This window comes from Gardnerella sp. KA01001 (assembly GCF_049244025.1).
GTDB classification, from domain to species: Bacteria; Actinomycetota; Actinomycetes; order Actinomycetales; family Bifidobacteriaceae; genus Bifidobacterium; species Bifidobacterium swidsinskii.
This window is the reverse complement of the sequence record NZ_CP058366.1, coordinates 1,133,568-1,159,075: the sequence shown is the minus strand read 5'-3', so window position 1 is coordinate 1,159,075 and position 25,508 is coordinate 1,133,568. Positions and strand designations below refer to the sequence as shown.

Below are 25,508 nucleotides of genomic sequence, written 5' to 3'. Positions count from 1 at the left end.
GGAAAATGGTATTACCGAGGTTTCTGATAAGAATAAAGTAAATCTTGGTTGCATAATATTGTGTGCAAAACAGATGGATGTGCTCACTGCGTTGTGCACTGTTCAATGTGTAGAATTATGTGATAAAAAACACTAAAATATGTATAATTATGTGATTAAATGCACCAAAACATGTGATACACGATAAAAGATAACGCAAAATATAACAGAACAGCAGTGAAACTAAGCGTAGAAACAGCCGAGCGTTAATACGGCTGCAATATCTAATAGTGTAATGCAAGATGAAAGGTGAGTAATCATGAAAAGGCTGATTATACAGATAAACTTATAGAACTTGCGCTGAAGGAGAATAATTGAGAAAGAAAGATAATCTACAAGGGGGAAGAGAGAAAGAGAAAGAAAAGCAGGAACATACTCCCACAGATGAGAAAAATCCTCTATATTGTGAATCACATGAGCAAATATGTGAAAACCTTCGCAGTGCAAATAAGGAATTATCCAAGTATAAGGTTTTGCAGCCGAGTGCGGAAATCTTTTCCATCTTAATGATTATTGGAACTGTTTTTATGGCATCCAATAAGCTACAGCTTTTTGGATGGATCACCTATTGTTTTGCAATTCTGCTTCTTGTTGTAGTTTCTCTTATTTGGGTTATTGGTGTTATTTGGCAGCGCAATCTACACAGCCGTTTTAGTAGTGCAAATGTAGAGCGTAATAAATCTTTTCTTAGCTATGGCAAGCAACGGTGGAAGGGTAGAATCTCGCTAATTCTTTGTTGCTTTTTTGTGTTAAGTGGTATTCTAACTGCATTCTTTGGAATAACTGCGGTACGTCTTCCAAATCAGTGGCTTTTGCAGACTTGGGTATATGTTATATGCGCGGCAATGCCAGTTGTTTGGATGATTACGATTGCTCTTGTATGTGTCTTCTATAATCTCTATCTTATTTCGCGTGTACGGAAGATAGGTATAAGAATTATACTTCGTTGTCTACATGTTCTGCTTTGTGTATTGATTATCTTAGGTCTTGGATTTTTTGACGTTTTGTTTATTGTTGGCAGATATTCTGTGAAACAAAATGATAATGGTACATACACAGAGCACGTGGACGATATGTATGCTCCTTTTGAGTATTATCTTTATAAGTCTGAAGGCCCGTTTTTCCTTAAGTATCTTCGACCAATGAAAGATTCAACTGATACTGATCCAAAAATAAGTGAATCTGAGTGGTATAGCAGAATTGATCGTAATAACAGGAAAGATACAAGATTAAAAGATACAAGATTAAAGGTTGAAGAGCCAGATAAAAATTACGATTTGCATGATTCCGCTGAGCATGATTTAGAATCAAAGAAGGAAAGAAATGCAGCGCTTAAGATATTTGATAAGTATTTTGCGGCGAAAGGCTTTGCGTTCAAGGAGAACTATACCGCCAAGGGAGATATGTACTTTGTTCTGAGTGAAAGCCGTTCGGACATTACTTATCTGCAGTATAACAGGGACTCTCAGGATGGAAAATGTGGTCTTTATATTCTGTTTAAGGCTTCAAAATCTTCAAATGGAAGCTGGTCGCCGAGTGATGCTCATATGCAGAGCACCTACACGTATGAATATAGCACTGGAGTAATTGCAGAGAGCAGTAGGGCATATTGGTAGTGGGGCAGAGTGGTTATATGTAGGAATATAAGACTATCGGAAGATTGCCAGATAGTAGCATCCATAGTTGTGTACTCTAGTTGCTTATGTTTTGGAGAACAAAACGGTGTAAAAATTGTAAAAAAGTTCTCTACATTATTTGATTTCTCATGGCAGGGGCTTGTTGGTTATTCCAGAAAATAAGGTTCCTGAGTTTAAGAAGTTGCTTGTTGAGTATTATGAGTGTGAAGATTTGCATGTGATTGCTTCGTTTATGAGGGAATGTTGTTGGAGGCGTTAAACGCGCGCGATGATATTGGTTCTTCTGTTTCTGTAAATCTTGCTGTTTATGAAAGAGTATAGTTTGCTAGTGAATGAAGAGATTAGCGTTGATAATAGTTTTAGTATTGCTTGTAAGTATGTTAAAAGTTTAGGCTTGCAGTCTGTGACGAATGCGTTTGCTTGCGTTCGTGAAGATGATTGGAAAGCACGGTATGTGAAATACATGTTATCGAGTCATAAAGGGCAAGATATTTAGTGCGTGTGAAGTAATTTTTGCTGCGTGTTTTTACGTGTTTTTATGCTCAGCATTGCTCAATGCGTATAATTATGTGATAAAAAACACTAAAATACGTATAATAATGTGATTAAATGCGCCAAAACGTATATAATAATGTGATATACGATAAAAGATACCGCAAAATATAACAGAACAACAGTGCAACTCGCGTAGAAATAGTCAAGCGTTAATACGGTTGCAATATTTAATAGCGTAGCGTCAAGTGAAAGGTGAGTAGTCATGAAAAGGCTGATTATGAGTAAACTTTTAGCATGGAAGAACTCACCGTATCGTAAACCATTGATATTAAAAGGCGTGCGTCAAGTTGGTAAAACTTGGATACTAAAAGAATTTGGTAAGCTTTACTACAAAAATATTGCTTATTTTAACTTCGATGAAAACAAAGAATATAAGCAATTCTTTGAAACCACTAAAAACGTGGAGCGAATTTTACAAAATCTAATGCTTGCAAGTGGTCAAAAAATCGAAGCAGAAAACACGTTGATTATATTTGATGAGGTTCAGGATTGCCCAGAAGTAATAAACTCGATGAAATATTTTTGTGAAAACGCTCCGCAATATCATGTTGCTTGCGCTGGATCGTTGCTTGGAATAACACTTGCAAAACCATCTTCATTCCCAGTTGGAAAAGTTAATTTTATGCAAATAAACCCAATGAATTTCACTGAGTTTTTACTTGCTAATGGAGATGAAAATCTAGCGAAGTATATTAAACAAATCGATAAAATAGAGCAGATTCCAGACGCATTTTTTAACCCTCTATGCGAGAAATTAAAAATGTATTATGTTACAGGGGGAATGCCTGAGTCAGTTTTAATGTGGGCTAAAGCGCGAGATGTAAACGCAATGCAAGAAACGTTGTTTGAGATCATAACAGCTTATGAACGAGATTTTGCGAAACATCCTAGTGTTAGTGAGTTTCCTAAAATATCAATGATTTGGAATTCTATTCCGTCTCAACTTGCGCGTGAAAACAAAAAATTCTTGTATAAAGTTGTTAAAAATGGTGCGCGAGCAAGAGAATATGAAGATGCTTTGCAATGGTTGGTGTCAGCACAATTGGTGTATAAAATTTATAGAAATACTGCGTCGAGTTTACCTATTGCTGCTTATGATGATGTATCTGCTTTTAAGATTTATTTGGCAGATGTTGGTTTGTTAAGGCGATTATCTCAACTTGCTCCGACTGCGTTTGCGGAAGGCAATAGACTGTTTACTGAGTTTAAGGGTGCTTTAACAGAAAATTATGTTTTGCAAGCGCTGCTTACTCAATTTGAAGTGATGCCTAGATACTGGTCTCAAACGAATCCGCCGTATGAAGTGGATTTTCTTATTCAACGAGAAAATGATATTTTCCCTATTGAAGTTAAATCTGAAGCAAATATTAATAGTAGAAGTTTGAAAAAGTTTAAAGAATTATTCCCTAATCAAACGAAATTACGTATACGATTCTCGCTGAATAATCTCAAACTAGACGATGATATGTTGAATATTCCGTTATTTATGGCTGATTACACGGATAAGCTTATAGAACTTGCTCTGAAAGAGAACGATTGATAAAGAAAGATAATTAAAAAAAGGAACGATTAGAAGACATAGAAATAAACTAGTGCAAAAGTTAAAAGAGTGTCAAATCCCACGAAACGTTGCAACCAGCCTAGGGGAGCTTCTAGGCTGTTTTTATGCTCAAGAATCAAGTTATCAAGCCAATCTTAAACCTTTTTGCGATATTTTCCTATCGTTAAAAGGTGCACCCAATATCCATAGTGTGCACTCAAAAAAGTGTGAATACGTTGCCAGTACTTTTCTATCCCAAATCGCGCATTAATTGTTTGAGTCGTTAACAATGTTTTCAATATTTCTGCCTGAGTAGAAGATACGAATAACTGTTACAGTCATTTGGTTTTCGTCTACTTGGTAAAAAACTGTGTAGTTATCGACTGAAACTCTGCGTATTCCCACAGAATGCCAGGGTTCCCACGCTACAGGAGGATATCGCATAGGCATAGTCTCAAGAGAACGTATAGCATACTTAATGCGGTTGACTTGTTTTTCAGCTGTTTTTGGAACTTGTAATGTAAAGCGAATGTATTCGTATAGTTCTGTAAGATCAAGGAACGCTTGCGGAGAATAGATGATGTTATAAGTTGTACTCATGCACCATATTCCTTTGCAAAGAACTGATCTACTTCATCTACACTATATTGTTTGCCAGTCGAAATAGAGTCGATACCCTTTTGCAATTCCTTATCCAACTCATCTCTTGTTAAGCTGCCTAAAGCAGTAGGCTTATTAGTTGGCAAGCGGAGTTCGAATGGCATGCCTTTTTGTAAAACAATCTGGCTGTAAAGCATTTGAATCGCAGAAGACGGTGTTATGCCAAGCTGGTTCAATATGCTTTCAGCGTTTTCTTTAAGATTTGTATCGATTCTTGCATATACAGCATTCGTATTTGACATTGTGTTCGCGTCCTTTCTATGCTTATTTTACAAAATAGTTGCAAGCATACGCAAGCAGATGAAAGCAAAAGTTTAATCACCTGTTCTCGTGTTAAATACTTCATTTGGCAAGTTCCTCATAGACTTTATTGGAGATTCGGAGATAAGGAATTTATGAGGTTGGTCAGCCTTGTAATAAGTAGTAAATGGGCAGGTCTAGTTTCTTAACTCTTGTATGCAATGAAACTTTTCCTTTTGTACTCTGAAACTGTTGCTTTTATACTTTGAAACTGTTTGCTTTCTGTGTTATATGTTTCGCAAGCATCACGCTACTTGAGCCTTTTGTTAACACGTTAAAAATTGCAGTGGGTTAGACAAAAGGATTACATATCAGTTTTTTGTCTCAATGAATTTGTTCGTACGCTGATTCTATTAAATACGTAAGCTGATTCTATTAAAATAGTTTCATAATCTTTACGCACTTTTAATGAGGAGAGTGTTTAGTTATGGGATATTCAGTTACACAACGCATTAAAAACATTAAACAACCTTATGGTGGATATTTGCCACGAAAAGAATTTGTTGAAGAATCATTAGGCGAAGGAATAGAAGACTTATACGATAAAGAGAACATTCACCCAATTTTAGTTGGTATAGTAGTTGACTACATGACTCGTTTAATGTCTGGATCGAGTGCAATAGACGCGTTTAAAATTTCCTTATTGGGCGCAATGATTATAAACGAACACGATAATGCATCGAAACTTATGTCTGGCATTAAAGGACTTGGCGATGAAGATATAGTTAACGCCGTCAAACTTGTTGGATTCGACGTATGCTTTAGATATGGTCCTATTGGCTACAGGCCTTTTGACGAAATCAATCCCGATGAGCACACAATCCAGAACATCAGAGTTATGGTTCAGCGCTCACTTCATTTTCTTGAGTGTTATGGTCCGAAGGTGCTTGACGGTTTTACGCTAGAGGGCGGTTACACTAATACGGTAAGTGCTGGCGATGGTGATTTTATAACAGCTGATACTTTGTGGGATTTTAAAGTTTCTAAAGAAAAGTTGGATAAGGATCAGACTCTTCAACTGCTTATGTATTGGCGTATGGGTTTGCATTCTATTCATCCAGAGTTTCAGAATATTAAGTACTTGGGTATTTATAATCCGCGCATGAATAAGGTTTATCGAATTGCTGTTGAAAACATATCCGAGGATGTTATACGCGAAGTTGAGAAAGATGTGATTGGATATTCGGATTAGAAGGTTTTGCGTACTTTAAGCTGTTTTGCGTACTTAGTGAAGGCTATCGCTAAAAGGTTTAATGCGCTGCGGCTTTAAGCTGGTTGATTCAGAAAGCAGTATGTAGCAATCGTTAGACACCGTTATTTTCTCAGTTCGTTGACCGAGTTAGTAACGGTGTTTAGATCTTGGATTATGCCCCAATGATATTCACCAGATTGGTTTTACACACTTTTTGGCCTATAACCCAAAAAGAACCCCCTGATTTGAGCACTGTTAGTAGGCTTAGGGGGCTGTTGTTACCAGTGAGTTTATCACTATTTCTAGATATTCGCTATTACTATTCAACGACTCAAAATAAAAGAGGGAGCCGAAACTATGTCAGCTCCCACAGGTGTGTGTCCGCAAACGCACACCGCAATTACATTTTCGTTATACCTTATAGTGTTTAAAAAGCTAATTAATAAGTTCTTAGTAGAAATGCAACAGCAATCAACACTTCCTATAGTGAAGTGAGCTTGTTGTACGTATGAGTATGTACAAATTTTGATGTTTTTACAAATTTTATGACTGTGTTGCTGCAGTCATAATTGTTAAATATAATAATAGTAGATTTATCTGATTATTCTTCTCATACTGAGTAGGGATATGTGATGCTTATATGTGTTTATAGGGGAAGAATGAGAATTATAAGCAGATTATATAAATGCACTTTAATAAGTATAAGTGATATATAACTTAAGAAGAAAGTCATTGCGGCAGTAATTTGATTACTAAGTTTAGAGGGAAAAAGAGTTTGATTATATGAATATATCAACAAAATTATTTGCTTCATTTGACTAAAAAATTGAAGACTGATTGAAATAGTGGCTAATTTTAAGGAAATGAGTAAATGAGTAAATGAGTAAATCAATTCTTGATTATACTTTTGAGCAAAATGTTGATGAACAAACATTCTATGAGAAATATCCTAAGGTTTTCTCCACTTTATTGTTAGATCATACAACAAAACGCAATATTTGCTGGGCAACGAATGATTATAAAAATTATGGTCATATTCATCAAGCGCATTCCGAAATAACCATTGCTTCAATTACTGGTAAATATGCAGGATTGATTGCACCTAGAACATCAAAATCTCGTGAATTGCAAATATCTCGAACTAAAAATAAGGCTGAGGTATTTACTCCATCTTGGATTTGCAATGAACAAAATAATTTGGTTGATGAGGCATGGTTTGGCAGATCTAATGTTTTTAATCGTACTAATGACAAAAGTTGGATTTCTACCACAGAAAAAATTGAGTTTTCAGATAATCACTCAAAAAATTGGATGGCGTATGTAGATGAACGTCGAATGGAAATAACATGTGGAGAGGCTCCATATTTAGTTAGCAGATATGATGCAACAACTGGCGAAATAATTCCACTTAAGCAACGTATCGGACTTTTGGATCGTAAGCTTAGAGTAGTTAAAGAGAATACTAGTAATGAAATAGATTGGCTCAAGTGGTCTAAACGTGCATTTGAATCTATATATGGTTTTGAATATCAAGGAGATAGTTTGCTTCTAGCAAGAGAAAACCTTCTTGCAACATATGTTGATTATATGCGTGATTCGCTTAATAGAAAACCTACAGAATCAGAGCTTTTAGGCATAGCAACTATTATTTCTTGGAACATCTGGCAAATGGATGGACTTACAGGGTATCCGCCTTATTGTAGTGAGATACATGCAAATACTCAGCCAACCTTATTTGATTTTGAAGAATTTGAAGAATTTGAAGAGAATGTAGATTCACAAACTTCAACATCCTGCCAAATAAAAGATTGGCGCACTAATAAAACCAACACATTTAATGACTTACTTTTACAGGAGAAAAACGATGGAACAAGTAGACAATCTTGAATTGCTAGATAATCTTATTTTTGGTAGAGTTACACCTCACATTTATGCTTTCCGAACAGGCACAATACCAAACTATCTCAAAGTTGGTGATACTTATCGGCCAGTCAGTGTTCGTTTAAAGGAATGGGAACAAAAGTTCCCTGACCTAATCAAAAAATATGAGCATAAAGCAACAGTTTCGGATAATGTATATTTTCGCGATTATGCTGTACATGATTATTTAGAAAATTCGCTTGGCAAAAAACACCTTGAACCAGAAGATTTATCTACAAATAATGTTTACTATAGTAGGGAATTTTTTAAAGATGTTAATACTTCTGAACTAGATGAAGCTATTAACGATATATGCGAGCAATATAAATTAAAAAACTCTACATATGCCTACTATGACTCCAATAAACGACTGCCTGTTACGATACATTATGAGCGCGGCACAAAGTGGACACTACGCCCAAATCAACGAGAAGCAGTTGACAATTTTATAAATGCAGTGAACTTGGGGCGCACAAATCTTTTGATGTATGCTGTTATGCGATTTGGCAAATCGTTCACGTCGCTTGCATGCGCCAAAGCCATAAACGCAAAGACTGTGCTTATTGTTTCTGCTAAAGCAGACGTTCGTGAAGAATGGAAGAAGAACGTAGAACAGCCAGGTAATTTTGAAGGCTATAACTTTTTAAGTTCAAAAGAATTATTAGAGAACGATAACGCAATTTTAGATATTCATGCCAAAAATGAAACGGCAGTCATTTTCCTAACACTACAAGACTTACAAGGCACTGAAATTAAAGCAAAGCATGCACAAGTCTTTGAGAATAAAATTGACTTATTAATTGTTGATGAAACACATTTTGGCGCTCGTGCTCAAAGTTATGGCGAGATTTTGCGTAATATGCAAACAGACGAGAAAAAAGACCTAAAAGAAAATATTAAGTTTCTTGATAAACAGGAAGATGATCAAATAGATCTTGAAGATGCAGATAAACAAATCAAGGAATTAAAAGCTAAAGTTCGATTACATCTCTCTGGTACTCCTTATCGAATATTAATGGGCTCAGAATTTGAACCGGAAGATATTATTTCTTTTGTTCAATTTACTGATATTGCTCGAGAACAGGCAGCTTGGGATGCTGAAAACTTAGATAAAGATGATGTTGAGGAATGGGATAACCCTTATTTTGGTTTTCCTCAGATGATTCGTTTTGCGTTCCACCCAAGCAAGCGAGCTATAGAAAAAATGAACGAACTGAAAAAGCATGGAGTTAGTCTTGCTTTATCTGCTCTTTTTAAGCCTCAATCCATTAAGAAAGACACAAAAACAAATAGGCATCAAAAATTTGAACATGAGGAGGAAATTTTTGACCTTCTAAAAATTATCGATGGTACTTCTAGTGACTCAAAACTTTTAGGATTTTTAGACTACGATAAAATTAAGCAAGGTCAAATGTGCAGGCATATTGTAATGGTTTTGCCATATTGTGCTTCTTGCGATGCAATGGAAAAGATTATTAAAGATCGTGCTTTAGAATTTAAGAATCTTGGTGAGTATGAGATTTTAAATATTTCAGGCGTAGATGCACAACATCACTTCCATACGCCAACAGATATTAAAAATCGTATTGCAAAACTTGAATCAGAAGGTAAAAAGACACTCACTTTAACAGTAAATAGAATGCTTACGGGCTCAACTGTTGAGCAATGGGATACGATGATTTATCTGAAAGATACAGCGAGTCCGCAAGAATACGATCAAGCGATATTTCGCTTACAAAATCAATATGTCCGTGAACTAAGTGACGGCACAAAAGTTATCAAAGAGTGCCTAAAACCGCAAACGCTACTCGTAGATTTTGATCCACATCGTCTTTTTACTATGCAGGAGCAAAAATCTTTAATTTACAATGCTAACACTGAAAAGAATGGTAATTCATTGCTTGACAAGCGTATTGCTGACGAGCTTCGTATATCGCCAGTTATTACAATGAATCATAACCGCCTAGAACAGGTGCAAGCTACTGATATCTTAAAAGAGGTTAGTCATTACAACAATTCTCGTTCAATTAGCGACGAGGTAATAGATTTACCGATAGATTTATCAATCCTAAATAACGAACATATGCGGTCTGTAATTGAAGCACAAAATCCATTTGGATCTAAGACAGGCTTAACTCTGGAAGCCCATGCAAGTGAAACAGATGGCCAGGATTTTGATGTTAATGATGATACAGATGAAACATTGGATGATCATAATGAGGACATAGAGCCACATAAACAACCATCTTTCACAGCTATAACTGATGATAAAGAAATCAAAGATTTAGAAAACAGGATACGCACATATTATCAGCGTATCCTCTTCTTCTCATTCCTTTGTCCAGAATCAGTAAAGTCATTAGATGACATTTTAGAAACATTGCATAACGGTAAAAATGATCGACTCGCTAAAAACCTAGGTATCAATACGGATGATATCGAGGTTTTGCGAAATTCACTCAATGCTTTTAAGCTCAGTGCTTTAGATTATAAAATCCAAAATATATCTACACTTGCCACTGACGAAAACTTAAAGCCCCTTGAGCGTGCAGTAACTTCACTTGCTAAATTTAGTCGTATGTCTACTTCTGAAATCATAACTCCGATAAAAGTAGCTGATGAAATGGTGGCGATGCTTTCCGAAGACCAATTGCGCAATATCATTAAATCAGGTGAAAAATTACTTGATATTGCATCAAAGGCAGGCGAATATACAGTAGCGCTCGTAAAACGTCTACAGGCATTAGGTTTTTCGCTTGACGAAATAAGAAACAGTATCTACGCTATTCCTACTTCAAGCGTTGCTTATGAGTTCACAAGACATTTCTACGAAATACTTGGACTAAATACCGCTTGTATTGCTAAGAACTTTACAAGTTACAAACTTCTCGATATTAAAAACGATAAAGAGGAGGTGGACTATAATCGAATAACTGAACTTCTCAGTCAGAAGAAAGATTTTGATAAAATTACGCTGACAGATAAAATTCAAGGGGGTGAAAAAGTGAAATTCGGAGCAATCGTAGGAAATCCGCCGTATCAGGCTTCAGCGCAAGGTACAAGCTCAAGCGATGATCCAATATATCATATGTTTCTAGAAATATCGCATCATATTGGGAAAATAGTTATTTTAATTACTCCAGCAAGATTTTTGTTTAATGCAGGAAAAACTCCATCAGAATGGAATAAAAAAATGTTAAACGATACGCATTTGAGGGTTCCATTTTTCGAAAATGACAGTACAAAAATATTTAAGGATATACTTATCCCTGGCGGAATTGCTATAACTTATAGAGATTCAAGAGTGGAATTTGGTAAAATAGGTAAATTTGTTAGCTATCCTAAGTTAAATATAATTCGAAACAAAGTTTGGGAAAAAGAGCATGATAGCATAAGGTCTATAATTTATAGCCAAAATAGATTTAATTTAGATTTATTATATCGTGATTACCCCGAATATGCGTCAATTATTGGCAGCAATGGCAGGGATAAGAGATTTAGACAGATAATAATGGAAAGGTTGGATGTTTTTACGAAAGAAAAAACTGAAGATAGCGATATTAGGGTATTAGGTTTAATAAAACGATCTAGAGAATATAGATATATTTCAAAGAAATATGTAGAAGATGAGATTTGGATTGATAAATATAAAATATTTGTTCCATTTTCTAATGGAGCTTCTGGAACTCTAGGAGATAAGCCTGCAAGAATGATTAGTAAGCCTGTACTTGGACTTCCTGGAGATGGGATAACTCAAACATTTATAGGTTTTGGCGCATTTGATAGTCAATTTGAGGCAGAATCATTACTTAAATATATAAAGACTAAGTTTTGTAGAATTTTATTAGCAATATTAAAAGTAACTCAGGGTAATAAATCTGAAACATGGGAATATGTACCAATGCAAGACTTCACATGCGCATCCGACATCGACTGGTCAAAATCCATCGATGATATCGATCAACAACTTTACCGCAAGTATGGTCTTAATGATGAAGAAATTGCCTTTATAGAAGAAAAAGTACAGCGTATGGAATAGTGCGAGGCATGTTATGGAAGATAAAATTAAACTAATTCATTTACTTGATGCTAGGGCGGATCGTCTTTTATATACTTATCGCACACAAGAAAAAGCTGCTGATAGATGTGAAGCTTGGGAAAGATGGCGCAAAAGATTCTCAATTGGCTTAACTGTCGTAACTACAGGCACACTGATTACAAGTGTTGCTGGTATTATGTTAAACGAAATTTGGGGGAATTTTGCAGTAGCACTTATAGCGACTTTAGCAACAGGTGCTTCTTTTTCGGGTGAATTCTTTGATTTTAAGGTAAAAATAGCAGAACATCAAAAGTCCGCTGTTGAAATCCGCTATCTATTTGAAAGATATGAATCATTAATTTCTGATCTTGAAGTTTCAGCCATTTCAAATGAGGACGCACGTAAAATTCGAGATGAGCTAGAACTTAAAGAACACGACGTACTATCAACAGCACCTAGAACAACATCCAGAGATTATAACAAGGCTAATGCTGCTATAAACGGTAACGAAAAACCCCAATCATCACAAGAAGAAATTGATAACAGAACCCCAGGAAGAATAGAATAAGGAAGAAATATCAGTTACATGAGTGCATTAGACATTTTTGATAAAATCTTCGACAATATTCAAATTTCTAATAAAGAAGAAATTCGAAAGCTTAGAGATGAAATTACAAAAGCTCTCAATAAAGAATTTAGAAATTCATATTCAAAATCAGACAATTGGTTAATGGTAGGTTCATGGGGACGTCATACTGCCATAGATGGTGTTTCTGACTTGGATTTACTTTATATTCTGCCTTCTAGCTTATGGGATGATTATCATACAATTGATGGCACAAAAAAGGTTTTGTCCAAAGTAAAACAAGCTATAGTTACCCATTATTCACGAACTGATATTCGAGTAGATCGACTAGTTGTTGTAGTTAATTTCAAAAATTATAAATTTGAAGTACAACCTGTCTTTGAACAAGATGATGGTTCATTTTTGTATCCAGATACGTATTCCGATTCTTGGAAAACAACCAAACCTCGAGATGAGATCAAAGCTATATCCAATCTCGACGAAACATCTATGGGGAATGCTAGAAAAATTTGTAAGTTAGCCCGCGCATGGAAAAATAAACATAGCGTTCTTATAGGTGGTCTTCTCATAGATACTATGGCATGGAGATTTCTCAATGATAACGATGAATATTTTAACACTGCAAATCATCCTGATTATATGATTAGGGATTTCTTCGAATATATAAGCAATTTACCAAAGCAAGAATCATGGAATGCTCTAGGTAGCAATCAAAGAGTAAAGGTCAAGAAAAATTTTCAAGAAAAGGCTGCAGAAGCTTATAATCTATGTCGTGCTGCTATTGATGAAGTAGATGAAGATAAGTCATACATGAAATGGCGGGAGGTCTTTGGAAGATTTGTTCCATTAAGTGACTACGAACAAGTAGCCAAGGATCTTTTTACGTCGTATGATGACACGGAACAGTTTATCGAAAATTTTTATCCTATTGATTTACAATATGAGCTTAATCTTGAGTGCAAAGTAACACAAGATGGATTTAGACCAGCTAGTTTAAGAGATATGATAAGAAATCATATTTGGCTTAAACCAAACAAAAAACTAGAATTTTATATAACAAATACAGATCTCTCAACACCATATAGTCTCAAATGGAAAGTATGCAACTGTGGAGAAGAAGCTAAAAAACGAAATTGTATAAGAGGGCAAATTATTGATGGTACAACCTCTAACACCAGAGAAGAACATACGGTTTTTCGAGGGGAACACTATGTTGAATGCTACGCTATACACTACGGCGTGGTAATAACAAGAGGTAAAATCTCTGTACCAATCACTACAGACTAGGCTTATGAAACCTAAAATTTCTAAAATCAAAACTTACTAAAGATTCAATATATTTGGATAACCTTGATATAGAACATAAATTAAACGGCTTAGATATTATTTATACGTTTGTGCTAAGTCGTATATGATATTTATATGAAAATTTAAACAATAATCAATAAAGAGGGAATGAGCTTATGAGAAGAAATATGGATTTGGTTCGCGAAATTTTAATTGAAGTTTCTAAAAGTGATAAAGAAGTTAGAGCAAGCGAAATTGCCGAGAAAAGTAGTAAATACTCTCTTGAAGAAATTATTTACAACATGAAAATAATGGAAGAAGGTAATTTAATTAATGTATGTATCGGCGAACGAGAAGTTGGTGTTGTAGATGTTATCGTTCTAGATATAACTTGGTGTGGTAATGACTTTCTTGATTCTATAAGCTCTAACGAAATATGGGAAAAGATAAAAAATAATTTTTCGGATAAAATTATTAATATTCCTTTTGATATACTCGTTAGTTTGGCTAAATTGTACCTAAAAAGTAAATTAGGCTTATCTTAATTATTTGTTATTCTATTCATCATTTTATCTTGCATAAAATTAATATTTATGCAAGATAAAATGATTCAGTATGCGTGTTTTTATATAGATGTTTCATTGTATTTAAATATGTTCAAATTAAGTCTTTTAAGCATTGTTGGTAACTCAACTCCAAGCTGCTTGCCAATCCATAATCTAATAATATTTATAAAGCAAACATTAATTCTGTACATTTTTTCATAATCTTTCGGAGTTTTTTCCATATTTTCGTTAGCATCATCATGTTTATTTTTCTTATAAATATCATTCATCTCTTTTAACCAATCAAAATCTTTGATATCTATTGGAAAATATTTGCCAAATTCGTCTTTTATTGCGCATAATGCACACATAAAACATGCCAATCCACCGTTTTTGTTCATTCTATTTTTCTGGCCTTTGCTTTTTATTATTTCCCACCCAATATCTTCTAGCGCAACACCTAAGCTTATATTCACAGATTCAACTGGAAGATTATTTTGTTCTTTTGCTATGTGCGATATTATTCCCATTGCTCTTCCATATCTTTGCAATAATTCAAACCATTTTTCTATTCCACAAATATTAATATCGTCAAAATCAAACAAGAATTGTTTATTGTGCTTTTTATAAATGTTTTGTGTGCCAGCATTTAAATGATGAAGAACAGGGAACCATCTTACTGTTGTACCATTGCAAGTATTATTGTTTTCCACGCCTACTTCCATTTTTGAAAATTCGCATCGCTCTAATTTAGATATAGAGATAAGATTTAAAATCCAATTATGAATTGAAATATGCTTTTCCCAATTCAATTCATCTTCACTATGAGTCTCAATAAATGCTTCTTCTTCAAAACTAACAATACTGCCATTTTTTGATAGTTTTCTTAACTCCTGATTAATAGCAAGCGACAGACTGATGAATGATTTATTGCTTTCATTTTGCATTGGATTTATTTTGCATAGCTCTTTGCTACTAGATTTTTTAATATCAATTTTTATACTTTCACCATCATCAGAAAGCTTATTAACGTTAATTCCTCCCGATGTGAACCAATCATATAGGTTTGAACAACTCGTTCTCAAATTAGTTATTTTTTCGAATTGTTTTTCATTAGAACCAACGATTATATAATCGCATGTAATTGTTCCAATTCCAATTTGACGCATTACATTCGTAGATGATTTTACATATCTACATCCAACTAACGTATATGTTTTACTTGGTGATAAAACTTGCAGAATATTAGGTACGGGCAATCTGTTTATTGTTTTATATTTTGCATCAGAGTTTACATATATAACGTTATTTCCTAAAAACCACCTAAAAATTTGGCCACTAAGTTCTTTAAATAATACAGACAGTTCAAATTTCAGTCCGTTATCATGTAACATAACTACAGTTTCAGAAGAATCATTATTCTCTGTTTTTAAAAAACCAAGAACTGGTGTAGTTAAATCAAGACTTTTATCTTCCATAATCTCTTAATCTCCAACTAACTTGTTGCTTTTAATGAGAATATTTTAGTATACAAATATAAATATCCACAATTTACCGTTTGCAATTTTAGAGATATAAACCAATCCAGCAATCGATAATTTCTTTTGAGAATACCGAACTTCACGTATCAAAACTGTTTCCTTAACGCAACAATTTTGATACATCTTCACACTAACTTTGTAAATTAGATTTGATATACAAACAATATCAATGTTGTGCAATAATGCAATATTTACTAATATCCTTTATAGGAGTCTTCCTGCGTTGAAAGTCGGCTCCATGCCGTCGGTTGATTTACTCACCTTAGGCGTTGTGTGGGCTCCTTTATTTTTTTGATTTTCAACCATCAATACTCTGTATGCCAGTTTGTATTTTATGTAATAGTATTTTCAAATTTTGTGTTTATAATCTTATAACTCAATTTTTTAGAATACCTAACATTGTAAGGATTAGCCAAAGAATAATTTGCATAAATGATTAGAATATAAATTATTATACGAAATACTGCAATTGCAAAAGTAGGGAGAAAGCATATGAGCTACGTTGCGGATAAACCTATTGAAAAAGCTGATGAAGATTTGTTGGGAAGATCTGATTTTGCGAAACAATTTGGAAAATCTATTTGTGGATATGATAGCAAAGATGGTCTTGTAATCGGCTTGTATGGAAAGTGGGGAAGCGGCAAGACATCTATTATAAATATGGCAATATCTGAGATTCCAGTAGACGAAAACGAATCCCAAAAAGTAGAAAAAGAAAGATGGTATTCAAGAGTATACAAAAGAATCAAAAAAATTTTTACTTCACAAAAAACTAAAGAAGAAGATCAATGTCATTATCCAATAGTTATTAAATTCTCACCATGGAATTATTCCGACAAGAACAATTTAATCAGTTTGTTCTTTTATGAATTGAAGAATAAATTAGGTGTTGCTAGGGGAGAAGAGAATAAAGGAAAAATCGGAAAGGCTATAGGTCAGTATTCCGATATTATTGACGTTTTATCATTTATTCCAGTAGCTGGGCCTGCAATTGCTCCTATATTGAAAACTATTTCCAAATCAAAAGGAGCTAAATTGATGCAAGCTCCTAGTTTGTATGAAGCTAAAGAGAAACTGTGTGAGGCACTAGAAGATTTTAACCACAAAATAATTGTTTTTATTGATGATATAGATAGATTAACTACTCCTCAGATTAAAGACATTTTCCAATTGGTTAAGCAAGTAGGCGATTTTCCAAACATAATTTATGTTCTTACAATGGATAGGGAAATTGTTTGCAATGCTTTGTCTGAATATCACAATATTGACGGGGATGAATATTTAAAGAAAATTGTTCAAGTTTCTTTTGAAATTCCTGAAATTGATAAATCACTATTGCCTGAAATATTAAAAAGTAGACTCAATAAAATTGTATACAAAAATGATTGCGAAGAAGAATTTGAAAACAATGATTATTTTGAAAAAGTGCTTGAAAATTGCGTGAATCCATATATCAAAAATATAAGAGATACTAATAGGTTGCTAAATTCTTTCCAATTCAAATATACCGCTTTATGGAAAGAAACATCATTTGTTGATTTATTAGCTATTACTGCAATAGAAATCTTCGAGCCGAAGTTATATGAATGGATTATTAATAATGCAATCTATGTATATGGGCCACAATCATATAACGATTTAAATAAATATGAAGAAAGAACTTATGAATACTATAAAAATGAATTTAAACAGCTGGGTTTAAATCCAGAATCATCTATGCAGATTATTATATTAATGTTTCCTACATTTGCTAGATTGATTCATTACAATGGTGAATATTCTCATTCAAGCAATCTGCAACTTTTAAGATATAATCGCATCGCGTCTGTTGAAAAATTTAGTTTATATTTTATGTTCGATATAGGTAGAATTAAGGTTTCAAGAGAGAAAATTTATGATTGCTTGTATAAATATGACAAAGATCTTTTAATTAGTACTGTTAAAAATATTAATTCACAAGGCAACCTTGACTATTTTTTAAGAAGCATGGAGTCATTGTTTGATAAAGAACATTATGAGCGTTTTAAGTTCGTTGTATTTACGCTTATAAATTTGTATGGAGAATTTGTAAATAAAGCAACAGAAATAAATAATATAAATAATATTTCTGATTCAGTATCTGAATTTGTACTCTATTTTATTCAAACATTAGACTCTGAATATGAACGTTATGAAATAATTTATTCTATTCTTAAAAATTCCAATAAATCTAATCTTGGACTTATTGCAGATATTCTTAGTCGAGAAGAAATGGCATTCGGAAGATTTAATAAAACCGAGCGTAAGGATTTGCATTTAGTTAGCTTAAAGCATTTAGAATCTCTCGAAAAAATTTATATTGATAAAATTAAACTCATTGCAAAATCTGAAAATATGATAAATATGCGAGTATTTAACATAGTATTTCATTTGTGGGAAGATCTTGATAAAGAAGGATCTGAAAATTATGTTAAAAAAACTATTTAACGATAAAGTGAGTAAACTTAAATTTATATGCACTAAAGCATATTTCTTCCGTGGTTTGAATGATTATGGATGGAATTTTAATTTAAAAAGTTACTCAAAGTATATTTCTAGAAAAGATCTTTACAATGAAATTAAAGATTTTGACAAAAATCATTTAGACGAATTCACTAAGGAAGAACAAATAATATTAGCGTCATTTGTACTAAATTATGAAAATAATAATGACGACTTTAACCATGTATCTGAGAATGAAGTACTGCAACTCGTAGAAAAGTGGAAATCTGAAAGCAACATAGCAAAGCAATAAATCATATTGGGCACTAGAGCACTGCAGTTGGTGCCCAATATTTTTTTGTCGCTATAATCTAACCGCAAAGTATTTAAAACCGCTCGCACCCGCGTATCAAAACTGTTTCCTTAACGCAACAATTTTGATACACTTGCGTTATATCTATTTTTGTGAATGATACTTTTCTTACGCATTAAACATCTACATCTGCTTTACTTTTGTAAGAGTTATACCACTTTGAACAATTTTAAATTTATACTACAAACGGATTAACTGAAGGCGTACAAGATCTAGATTCAAGGAATCACAATAACAATGTTGTTTGATGTATAATCGCTTTTGATAGTCTTTCCTGCATGCGCGGGGGTGATCCTTCTATGTTTTGCGATATATAGTTTTTCCCGCATAAGCGGGGTACAATGGTTGAGCTTCAGATTGCATTGTGTATTTGAAGCTCAACTAATTTTTAGTAAATAAATTTTCAACACAATCTTCCTTAAAGCTCTTATTGAGAGTATATTTGCCATTATTTAATAATCATTGTGGATTAAGAGGATGGTAGGTATGAGTTGTAATCACGTTGTTAATCCTGCATTATGGGGTAAAAAGAGAGAAGCTAATGGAGTAATGCAATGGCTTCCTCTTGCTCAACATCTTGAGGATACTAGAAATGTTATTGGCCAATTATGGGATCATTGGCTTAGTGATGGTCAGCGAAAATTGATTGAATCCTCATTAAGTAAACATGTTGATGCAAAAAAATTATCTCAATTTTTAGGATGCATACATGATATTGGTAAAGCTACTCCCGTTTTTCAGTTTCGCAAATCGGCTTCACCTTCAGAAGATTTAGATATTGCGTTAAAAAATAAGTTAGCTACTGTTGGTTTTACAAATATTGATTATTTTATTAAAAATGCAAAGGGTCGCTCGAGTAGCCATCACACTATAACTGGTCAAGCTATTCTTTCTAATGCTGGAGTTCCTGAAGGAATTTGTGCAATCGTTGGAGCTCATCATGGTAAACCTTTAGATAATGATTCTGTTTGTAAAAGTAACGAATCTGCGTATCCTGACCATTATTATCAAAGTGAAACTGAGAGTGAAAATAGTAAATTATGGAAAAAATTGCAGAATGATATTTTGGATTGGGCTTTAGAAAGAAATGATTTTTCTAATGTAGATGATCTTCCTGAAATAAGTGAGACAGCACAAGTTTTATTGTGCGGATTAGTAATTATGGCTGATTGGATTGCTAGTAATGAACACTATTTTCCTCTTATTCCAATAGAGAAAGATTTGATTGAAAATCAGGAAGAAAGATATAGAAAAGGTTGGGAAAAGTGGTTGCAACATGGTTCTAAAGACGTATGGGAATCATTAAATTGTTGTAGTAATGTTTCGCAAGTATACAAACATCGTTTTGGTTTTTTGCCAAATAATATTCAGATAGCGTTGTGCGATGCTATTTCTCAGTCTAAAGAGCCTGGAATTTTTATTCTTGAATCTGCAATGGGATCGGGGAAAACAGAAGCTTCTTTAATTGCTGCTGAGCAATTAGCAAATCTAACCGGAAGAAGCGGAGTATTCTTCGGTCTTCCTACTCAAGCAACTTCTAATGGAATGTTTAGGCGAGTTGAGGATTGGCTTAAAAGCGTGAACTGTGATTTTCAGGGTGAAATTGGTTTACGTTTAGTTCATGGTAAAGCTGAATTGAATGCAGATTATGCGCATTTGCCGCATGGAATGCAAAATATGAATGATGGTTGTGAAAGTACTTCTAATAGTAATGATGTAAATAATAATGGAGTAATACTTAATGATTGGTTTACTGGGCGAAAAACCGCAATGTTGGATGACTTTGTGGTTGGTACAGTAGACCAATTTTTGTTAGCTTCGTTAAAGCAAAAACATCTTATGCTTCGTCATTTGGGATTAAGTAAAAAAGTTGTAATTATTGACGAAGTGCACGCTTATGACGCTTATATGAATAAGTATCTTGAAGAATCTCTTATTTGGATGGCAGCATACGGTGTTCCTGTTGTGTTACTTTCTGCTACTTTACCTGCTAGGCGTAGAAAAGCACTTATAAAAGCCTATATGTGTGGATTGTTTGGGTTTAATTGGAGAGAATGTGATAAATCTAATGTCGATTTTGAAACAAATAATTATCCTTTAATTACGTACAGTGATAAAAACTGTGTAAAACAAAAATTTATTGAAAATGATACTAGTGAGAATAAATCTATTTCTGTAAGAAAAATAACAGACGATAACTTACATGAATCACTTGTTAATGAGCTTAAATCTTTGTTGAATAATGGTGGTATTGCTGGAATTATAGTAAACACCGTTAAAAGAGCTCAGGAAATTTATAATGTATGCGTTGGTGAGTTTACTGACGAAGAAGTTATAGTTATTCATTCGCAATTTATTGCTACAGATAGAGTTAGAAAAGAACAACAAATTTGCAATATGATAGGCAAGAATGCTCATAGACCTGCTCGTGCAATAATTATCGGTACGCAAGTATTAGAGCAGTCGCTTGATATTGATTTTGATGTTTTGTTTACTGATCTTGCTCCTATAGATTTATTACTTCAGCGTGCTGGTAGATTACACAGGCATACGATAGAACGCCCGGATGTTCTTAAAAAACCAATTTTATATGTGTTGGGAACCAGTGAGTGTTATGAATTTGATAAAGGTTCAGAGTCTATTTACAGCAAATATTTACTTATGAGAACTCAATACTATTTGCCAGATGTTATAAATATGCCTCAAGATATTTCTCGATTAGTGCAAATAGTTTATGGAGATAATCCTTTAGAGTTACAAGAAGATTTGAGATATGTGTATGTTTCTGCAAAAAGGGAACATGATTCATTAAGAAATAGTAATGAAGCTAAAGCTAAAAAGTATCGCGTTGAAAATCCTGTGACAAGAGTTGGTGAAAAGTCTATTGTTGGATTATTGTATAGTTCAATTACAAATGAATCTGATGAATTTGCATGTGCCCAAGTTCGCAATAGCGGTGAATCTATAGAAGTTATTGCTGTGAAAAAAGTTGGATCTGGTTATGGAACTTTCCATGATTGTGAAGATATATCGCAAAATATTGATGATTCAGAAGTTGCAATGAGACTTGCTCAAGAAACAGTAAGACTGCCTTGGATGTTTGTGTCGAGCAGTAATCGCGTTGAAGAAACAATTAAAGAGTTAGAAAAAATACGCAAGCAAGAACAGTTCCAAAACTGGGATAATCATCCTTGGTTGCGAGGTTCTTTAGTACTTCTGTTTGATGAAAATAATAGTTGCATGATATCAAAATATAGAGTTCTATATTCTGAAAAAAGTGGTATTGTATGTATTAAGAGTTCGGAAGAAGATAGAAAGGAATCAAAAGGTGAGCAGATTTAATTTATTAGATGAGCCTTGGATTTCAGTCATTGTAGGCAAAAAAGGCCACAATAAACTCGTATCAATTACAGATGTGTTTAAGCATGCATCTGAATATAAGGCTCTTGCAGGAGATATGAAAACACAGGATTTTGCATTGCTCCGCATTTTGCTTGCTGTCCTTCATACTGTTTTTTCTAGGTACGATATTCAGGGAAATTCTCGTGAATTTGATTCAGCTGAAGATAATGAATACGATTTCAATAAAGAAACAATGAATATTTGGCGCGAAGTTTGGAATTCAAAAAAGTTTCCAGACGCAGTTTTCAAATATTTAGAACAATGGCATGATCGTTTCTATCTTTTTGATGACAAGTATCCATTTTTCCAAGTACTTAAACAGGATATTTATAGCAAAAAGCTTAGTCATAAAAATCCTACTGAATTATTGGGCAAAAATATTAATCGCTTAATTTCTGAAAGTAAAAATAAAATAGCTATATTTTCTCCAAAATGCGGTGAAAATAAATCTATTCTTAATGAATCACAATTAGCTAGATGGCTTATCGCTTTTCAAGCATATTCCAGTGTTCCAGATAAAACTCAATTTGGTAGTGAAAAATATGATTCTTCTAAAGGATGGCTTTTTAATCTTGGTGGTATTTACATAGAAGGGGAAAATCTATTTGAAACTCTTATGCTCAACTGCGTGCTTGTTGGTGAAATGCAATCTCCTGAGAAGAGGCAAAAACCGTGTTGGGAGTATTCTGGAGCGGAAAATATTGAAAATTCGTTTTATGACACATTTATTGACAATATTTCTCAGCTTTACACTCGTTGGAGTAGAGCAATATATATAAATCCTAGTATTAGGATGGATAAAGGAATATCTATTTATACGGTAATTCTTCTAAAGCTAAATAATGAAGATGCATTTATTGAGCCAATGACAGTTTGGTTGCACAACAAAAAAAATAAAGTCGATGATACATATATACCAAGGAAGCATAGTGCAGAAGAATCTATGTGGAGGTCGTTCGGGTTACTTACATCGCAAGAATCAGATGATGAAAGCGTAAAAAATCACAAACCAGGAATTATGGAATGGTTAAACAAAATTAGTAAAAATATTTCGGGTTCTTTTATTTCATTACACGCTATAAGCATGAAAGGTGATAGTAGTTCATCTGATATTCCTATTGATGAAATATATGATAATTTGTATTTTAATGAGGTAGTTTTTACTGATAATACCAACGACGGTTGGGTGCACAGAATTAATAAAGAAGTTGAGTATACAAGATCTGCCATAGAATTTATTTACAGGCAATTTCTTCTTGACATATGTGAAATACGCAATAGAAATAAAGATGATGCAACTACATATGCTGCTAAGTATGTTAATCATGCTTATTTCTTAGTTGATCAACCGTTTAGGCAATGGTTAGCAAATATTAGGCCAAAAGATTCAATGAATGAACGATGTACTCAATGGAGAAATACTTTGTATAACATACTCATAAATGAGGCAGAAGTCATGTTAAAAAATGCTACGTTACGTGATTTTACAGGTCTTGTTGGTGAAAAAAGTAAAAAAAGTCCTGCAAAAAATATAGTTATAGCCTACAACATTTTTATTAGTCGATTAAAAAAATTATCAGAAAAATAAAATACATGAGAAAGGGGGCTATTATGGCTGAAAATCAAAGCAAATCTGTTGAAGTATCAAATGCTGTTAGCAAAATCATAAATCAATTTTTGAATGGCTCAAATATTGCATCAAGACGAGCTATGCTTGCTCAACTGCGTCACACAATTGGTAAGCCATTAAGTCAGTCAGTAGAAATATGGCCATGGATATTAAGCAATGTGCCAGAAAGCTTCATCAATAAATATGGTGAAGTTAGCTACCAATTGCGATCTGTTATAAACACTTTGCAAATATATGCATTGTATGAACAAGGTGTTGTAGAAAAATCAAGTTATAAGTATTTGAACAAATCTGAAGATTCAGAAAATGAAAAATCTTATAACAATATGGGAACAGCTTTAAGAGCACTAAGAAGCGATGAAGGCGTACGCGGAGCCATGGATAGACGCTTTAGTGTTATGATTACTGCAAGCGATTACGAAAGTTTTTACTATTACCTTCGTCAACTAGTTCGACTACTAAAAAGCAGAACGAAAGAAAATCAACAATCGATTGATTATTCTAAACTAGCTCGCGATTTATATTTACTTCAGTTTGAAGATTCAGAAAAAGTAAGACTTTCTTGGGCACAAGAATATTATCGCTTAAGCAAGCAGAAATAACTTTTTATCAACATCACATATTTTGAAATTACATATTTCAAAAACAACGTTATTAAACAATTAAATAAAATTTAGAAAGGTTAAAACAATGAACTCTCGTTTATTCTTAGATATTCAAGCAATCCAAAGTGTTCCTCCATGCAATATTAATCGTGATGATGCAGGTAGTCCAAAAACTGCTCAATATGGTGGTGTAACTAGAGCTAGAGTAAGCTCTCAATGTTGGAAGCATTCAATGCGTAAATATTTCAAAGAGCACAGCGGAGATTCTAATGTTGGAATACGAAGCAAAAACATTGTTAAGTACGTTGCAGATAAAGTTATTGCATTAAAACCAGAATTATCTGAGCAAGAAGCATTAGATTTAGCAAATAAAACGTTAAATAATGCTGGTATTAAAACTAAAACAGATAAGGGTAAAATAACTCCTGTAGTAAATGTTCTATTTTTCTTAGGTGAAAATCAAGCGAATTCTCTAGCGCAAGCAGCAGTCAACAATATTAAGGACAAGAAGCAGTTGGAAGAAATTTTGAAAGATAATCCACCTATTGATATTGCGCTATTCGGTCGCATGCTTGCAGACAATCAATCTCTTAATGAAGATGCTTCTTCTCAAGTTGCTCACGCAATTTCCACTCATGCTATTCGAACTGAATTTGATTACTATACTGCTGTTGATGACTTATCTACTGAGGATAATTCTGGAGCTGGAATGCTGGGCACAATAGAATATAATTCTTCAACGCTGTATCGTTATGCAAATGTTGCAATACATGAATTTAGTCATCAGTTGAGTGATAACAAAGAATCTACAATTAATGCTCTTAAACTTTTTATTGAAGCTTTCGCTAATGCTATGCCTACTGGAAAAGCAAATACTTTTGCGAATCAAACTTTGCCGCAAATGCTGGTGGTAACTTTAAGAGATGACAGACCAGTGAATTTAGTGAGCGCATTTGAAGATCCAGTAAAAGCAAAAGACGGATATGTTTCAAAATCTATTGAGAAACTATCTAAAGAATACGAAAAAGTTCAAAAATTCGTCAATAAGCCACTTGCATCATTCTATGTAACAATGGATTCCTCAAATGAGGAGATTAAATTAGGCGTAGAAGAGCAAAGTATGCAGCAATTATTGGATGATTTTTCTTCCAAAGTCTCCGAATTGCTTCAGTAAATTTCTTAATAAAAACACTTATT

18 protein-coding genes are annotated in these 25,508 nt (G+C 33.6%); 15 read left to right on the top strand and 3 right to left on the bottom strand.

Annotated features, from left to right (window positions below):
* Nucleotides 1-353: 353 nt before the first annotated feature.
* The 3 genes from HXT59_RS04670 to HXT59_RS04660 all read left to right on the top strand — a co-directional run bounded on the left by HXT59_RS04670 (nt 354) and on the right by HXT59_RS04660 (nt 3,771).
* Nucleotides 354-1,655 (top strand): YcxB family protein, encoded by a 1,302-nt coding sequence (locus tag HXT59_RS04670; RefSeq protein ID WP_421782538.1) that lies wholly within the window; start codon nt 354-356, stop codon nt 1,653-1,655.
* A 343-nt stretch (nt 1,656-1,998) separates the two neighbouring features.
* The gene (locus HXT59_RS04665; RefSeq protein WP_231130937.1) at nt 1,999-2,172 is read left to right on the top strand and encodes a hypothetical protein; all 174 of its coding nucleotides are present in this window, start codon (nt 1,999-2,001) and stop codon (nt 2,170-2,172) included.
* 261 nt (nt 2,173-2,433) lie between these two features.
* Complete coding sequence (locus HXT59_RS04660) at nt 2,434-3,771, top strand: ATP-binding protein (protein WP_102155180.1); 1,338 nt, start codon at nt 2,434-2,436, stop codon at nt 3,769-3,771.
* A gap of 267 nt (nt 3,772-4,038) precedes the next feature.
* Here HXT59_RS04660 and HXT59_RS04655 read toward each other — a convergent pair whose 3' ends face one another.
* Nucleotides 4,039-4,371, bottom strand: a complete 333-nt coding sequence (locus HXT59_RS04655; RefSeq protein WP_033888429.1) for a type II toxin-antitoxin system RelE/ParE family toxin — start codon at nt 4,369-4,371, stop codon at nt 4,039-4,041.
* Nucleotides 4,368-4,673 carry a type II toxin-antitoxin system RelB/DinJ family antitoxin gene (locus HXT59_RS04650; protein WP_004109047.1) on the bottom strand — a complete coding sequence of 102 codons (306 nt, stop codon included), beginning with the start codon at nt 4,671-4,673 and terminating at the stop codon, nt 4,368-4,370. The genes HXT59_RS04655 and HXT59_RS04650 overlap by 4 nt, the downstream gene beginning before the upstream one ends.
* A gap of 485 nt (nt 4,674-5,158) precedes the next feature.
* On the opposite strand from HXT59_RS04650, the gene HXT59_RS04645 reads away from it, so the two are divergent.
* The 6 genes from HXT59_RS04645 (at nt 5,159) to HXT59_RS04620 (ending at nt 14,300) form a co-directional block, all read left to right on the top strand.
* The gene (locus HXT59_RS04645) at nt 5,159-5,923 is read left to right on the top strand and encodes a hypothetical protein (RefSeq protein ID WP_421784198.1); all 765 of its coding nucleotides are present in this window, start codon (nt 5,159-5,161) and stop codon (nt 5,921-5,923) included.
* Between the two features lie 879 nt (nt 5,924-6,802).
* On the top strand, nt 6,803-7,810 hold the full coding sequence (locus tag HXT59_RS04640) for a hypothetical protein (protein ID WP_012914163.1): 1,008 nt from the start codon (nt 6,803-6,805) through the stop codon (nt 7,808-7,810).
* A complete protein-coding gene (locus HXT59_RS04635) occupies nt 7,788-11,882 on the top strand; it encodes an Eco57I restriction-modification methylase domain-containing protein (protein WP_012914164.1) in 4,095 nt (1,364 codons plus the stop codon). The genes HXT59_RS04640 and HXT59_RS04635 overlap by 23 nt, the downstream gene beginning before the upstream one ends.
* Nucleotides 11,883-11,895: 13 nt before the next feature.
* Nucleotides 11,896-12,450 carry an SLATT domain-containing protein gene (locus tag HXT59_RS04630; protein WP_285089546.1) on the top strand — a complete coding sequence of 185 codons (555 nt, stop codon included), beginning with the start codon at nt 11,896-11,898 and terminating at the stop codon, nt 12,448-12,450.
* Nucleotides 12,451-12,468: 18 nt separating this feature from the next.
* Nucleotides 12,469-13,755 (top strand): nucleotide-binding domain-containing protein, encoded by a 1,287-nt coding sequence (locus tag HXT59_RS04625; RefSeq protein ID WP_012914166.1) that lies wholly within the window; start codon nt 12,469-12,471, stop codon nt 13,753-13,755.
* Between the two features lie 176 nt (nt 13,756-13,931).
* Nucleotides 13,932-14,300, top strand: coding sequence for a DUF2513 domain-containing protein (locus HXT59_RS04620; protein WP_012914167.1), 369 nt, complete (start codon nt 13,932-13,934; stop codon nt 14,298-14,300).
* Between the two features lie 80 nt (nt 14,301-14,380).
* On the opposite strand, the gene HXT59_RS04615 is transcribed toward HXT59_RS04620, so the two are convergent.
* Nucleotides 14,381-15,778 carry a hypothetical protein gene (locus HXT59_RS04615; protein ID WP_041160497.1) on the bottom strand — a complete coding sequence of 466 codons (1,398 nt, stop codon included), beginning with the start codon at nt 15,776-15,778 and terminating at the stop codon, nt 14,381-14,383.
* A 555-nt stretch (nt 15,779-16,333) separates the two neighbouring features.
* Between HXT59_RS04615 and HXT59_RS04610 the strand changes: the two genes are divergently transcribed.
* From HXT59_RS04610 to cas7e, 6 genes are all read left to right on the top strand, one after another.
* Nucleotides 16,334-18,307, top strand: coding sequence for a KAP family P-loop NTPase fold protein (locus HXT59_RS04610; protein ID WP_421784194.1), 1,974 nt, complete (start codon nt 16,334-16,336; stop codon nt 18,305-18,307).
* A complete protein-coding gene (locus HXT59_RS04605) occupies nt 18,288-18,614 on the top strand; it encodes a hypothetical protein (RefSeq protein ID WP_421784192.1) in 327 nt (108 codons plus the stop codon). The genes HXT59_RS04610 and HXT59_RS04605 overlap by 20 nt, the downstream gene beginning before the upstream one ends.
* Nucleotides 18,615-19,160: 546 nt before the next feature.
* A complete protein-coding gene (locus tag HXT59_RS04600; RefSeq protein ID WP_033888432.1) occupies nt 19,161-22,016 on the top strand; it encodes a CRISPR-associated helicase/endonuclease Cas3 in 2,856 nt (951 codons plus the stop codon).
* Nucleotides 22,003-23,664, top strand: a complete 1,662-nt coding sequence (locus HXT59_RS04595) for a type I-E CRISPR-associated protein Cse1/CasA (RefSeq protein WP_004109011.1) — start codon at nt 22,003-22,005, stop codon at nt 23,662-23,664. The genes HXT59_RS04600 and HXT59_RS04595 overlap by 14 nt, the downstream gene beginning before the upstream one ends.
* A 23-nt stretch (nt 23,665-23,687) precedes the next feature.
* Nucleotides 23,688-24,308 (top strand): type I-E CRISPR-associated protein Cse2/CasB, encoded by a 621-nt coding sequence (gene casB, locus HXT59_RS04590; protein ID WP_004109007.1) that lies wholly within the window; start codon nt 23,688-23,690, stop codon nt 24,306-24,308.
* 88 nt (nt 24,309-24,396) lie between these two features.
* Nucleotides 24,397-25,485, top strand: a complete 1,089-nt coding sequence (gene cas7e / locus HXT59_RS04585) for a type I-E CRISPR-associated protein Cas7/Cse4/CasC (RefSeq protein WP_004109003.1) — start codon at nt 24,397-24,399, stop codon at nt 25,483-25,485.
* Nucleotides 25,486-25,508: the final 23 nt, after the last annotated feature.

What these genes read in the sequence shown, in the direction of transcription:
- HXT59_RS04660 (WP_102155180.1), top strand. Translation starts at nt 2,434, where the DNA reads ATGAAAAGGCTGATTATGAGTAAACTTTTAGCATGGAAGAACTCACCG.
- HXT59_RS04655 (WP_033888429.1), bottom strand. Translation starts at nt 4,371, where the DNA reads ATGAGTACAACTTATAACATCATCTATTCTCCGCAAGCGTTCCTTGAT.
- HXT59_RS04650 (WP_004109047.1), bottom strand. Translation starts at nt 4,673, where the DNA reads ATGTCAAATACGAATGCTGTATATGCAAGAATCGATACAAATCTTAAA.
- HXT59_RS04645 (WP_421784198.1), top strand. Translation starts at nt 5,159, where the DNA reads ATGGGATATTCAGTTACACAACGCATTAAAAACATTAAACAACCTTAT.
- HXT59_RS04640 (WP_012914163.1), top strand. Translation starts at nt 6,803, where the DNA reads ATGAGTAAATCAATTCTTGATTATACTTTTGAGCAAAATGTTGATGAA.
- HXT59_RS04635 (WP_012914164.1), top strand. Translation starts at nt 7,788, where the DNA reads ATGGAACAAGTAGACAATCTTGAATTGCTAGATAATCTTATTTTTGGT.
- HXT59_RS04630 (WP_285089546.1), top strand. Translation starts at nt 11,896, where the DNA reads ATGGAAGATAAAATTAAACTAATTCATTTACTTGATGCTAGGGCGGAT.
- HXT59_RS04625 (WP_012914166.1), top strand. Translation starts at nt 12,469, where the DNA reads ATGAGTGCATTAGACATTTTTGATAAAATCTTCGACAATATTCAAATT.
- HXT59_RS04620 (WP_012914167.1), top strand. Translation starts at nt 13,932, where the DNA reads ATGAGAAGAAATATGGATTTGGTTCGCGAAATTTTAATTGAAGTTTCT.
- HXT59_RS04615 (WP_041160497.1), bottom strand. Translation starts at nt 15,778, where the DNA reads ATGGAAGATAAAAGTCTTGATTTAACTACACCAGTTCTTGGTTTTTTA.
- HXT59_RS04610 (WP_421784194.1), top strand. Translation starts at nt 16,334, where the DNA reads ATGAGCTACGTTGCGGATAAACCTATTGAAAAAGCTGATGAAGATTTG.
- HXT59_RS04605 (WP_421784192.1), top strand. Translation starts at nt 18,288, where the DNA reads ATGTTAAAAAAACTATTTAACGATAAAGTGAGTAAACTTAAATTTATA.
- HXT59_RS04600 (WP_033888432.1), top strand. Translation starts at nt 19,161, where the DNA reads ATGAGTTGTAATCACGTTGTTAATCCTGCATTATGGGGTAAAAAGAGA.
- casB (WP_004109007.1), top strand. Translation starts at nt 23,688, where the DNA reads ATGGCTGAAAATCAAAGCAAATCTGTTGAAGTATCAAATGCTGTTAGC.
- cas7e (WP_004109003.1), top strand. Translation starts at nt 24,397, where the DNA reads ATGAACTCTCGTTTATTCTTAGATATTCAAGCAATCCAAAGTGTTCCT.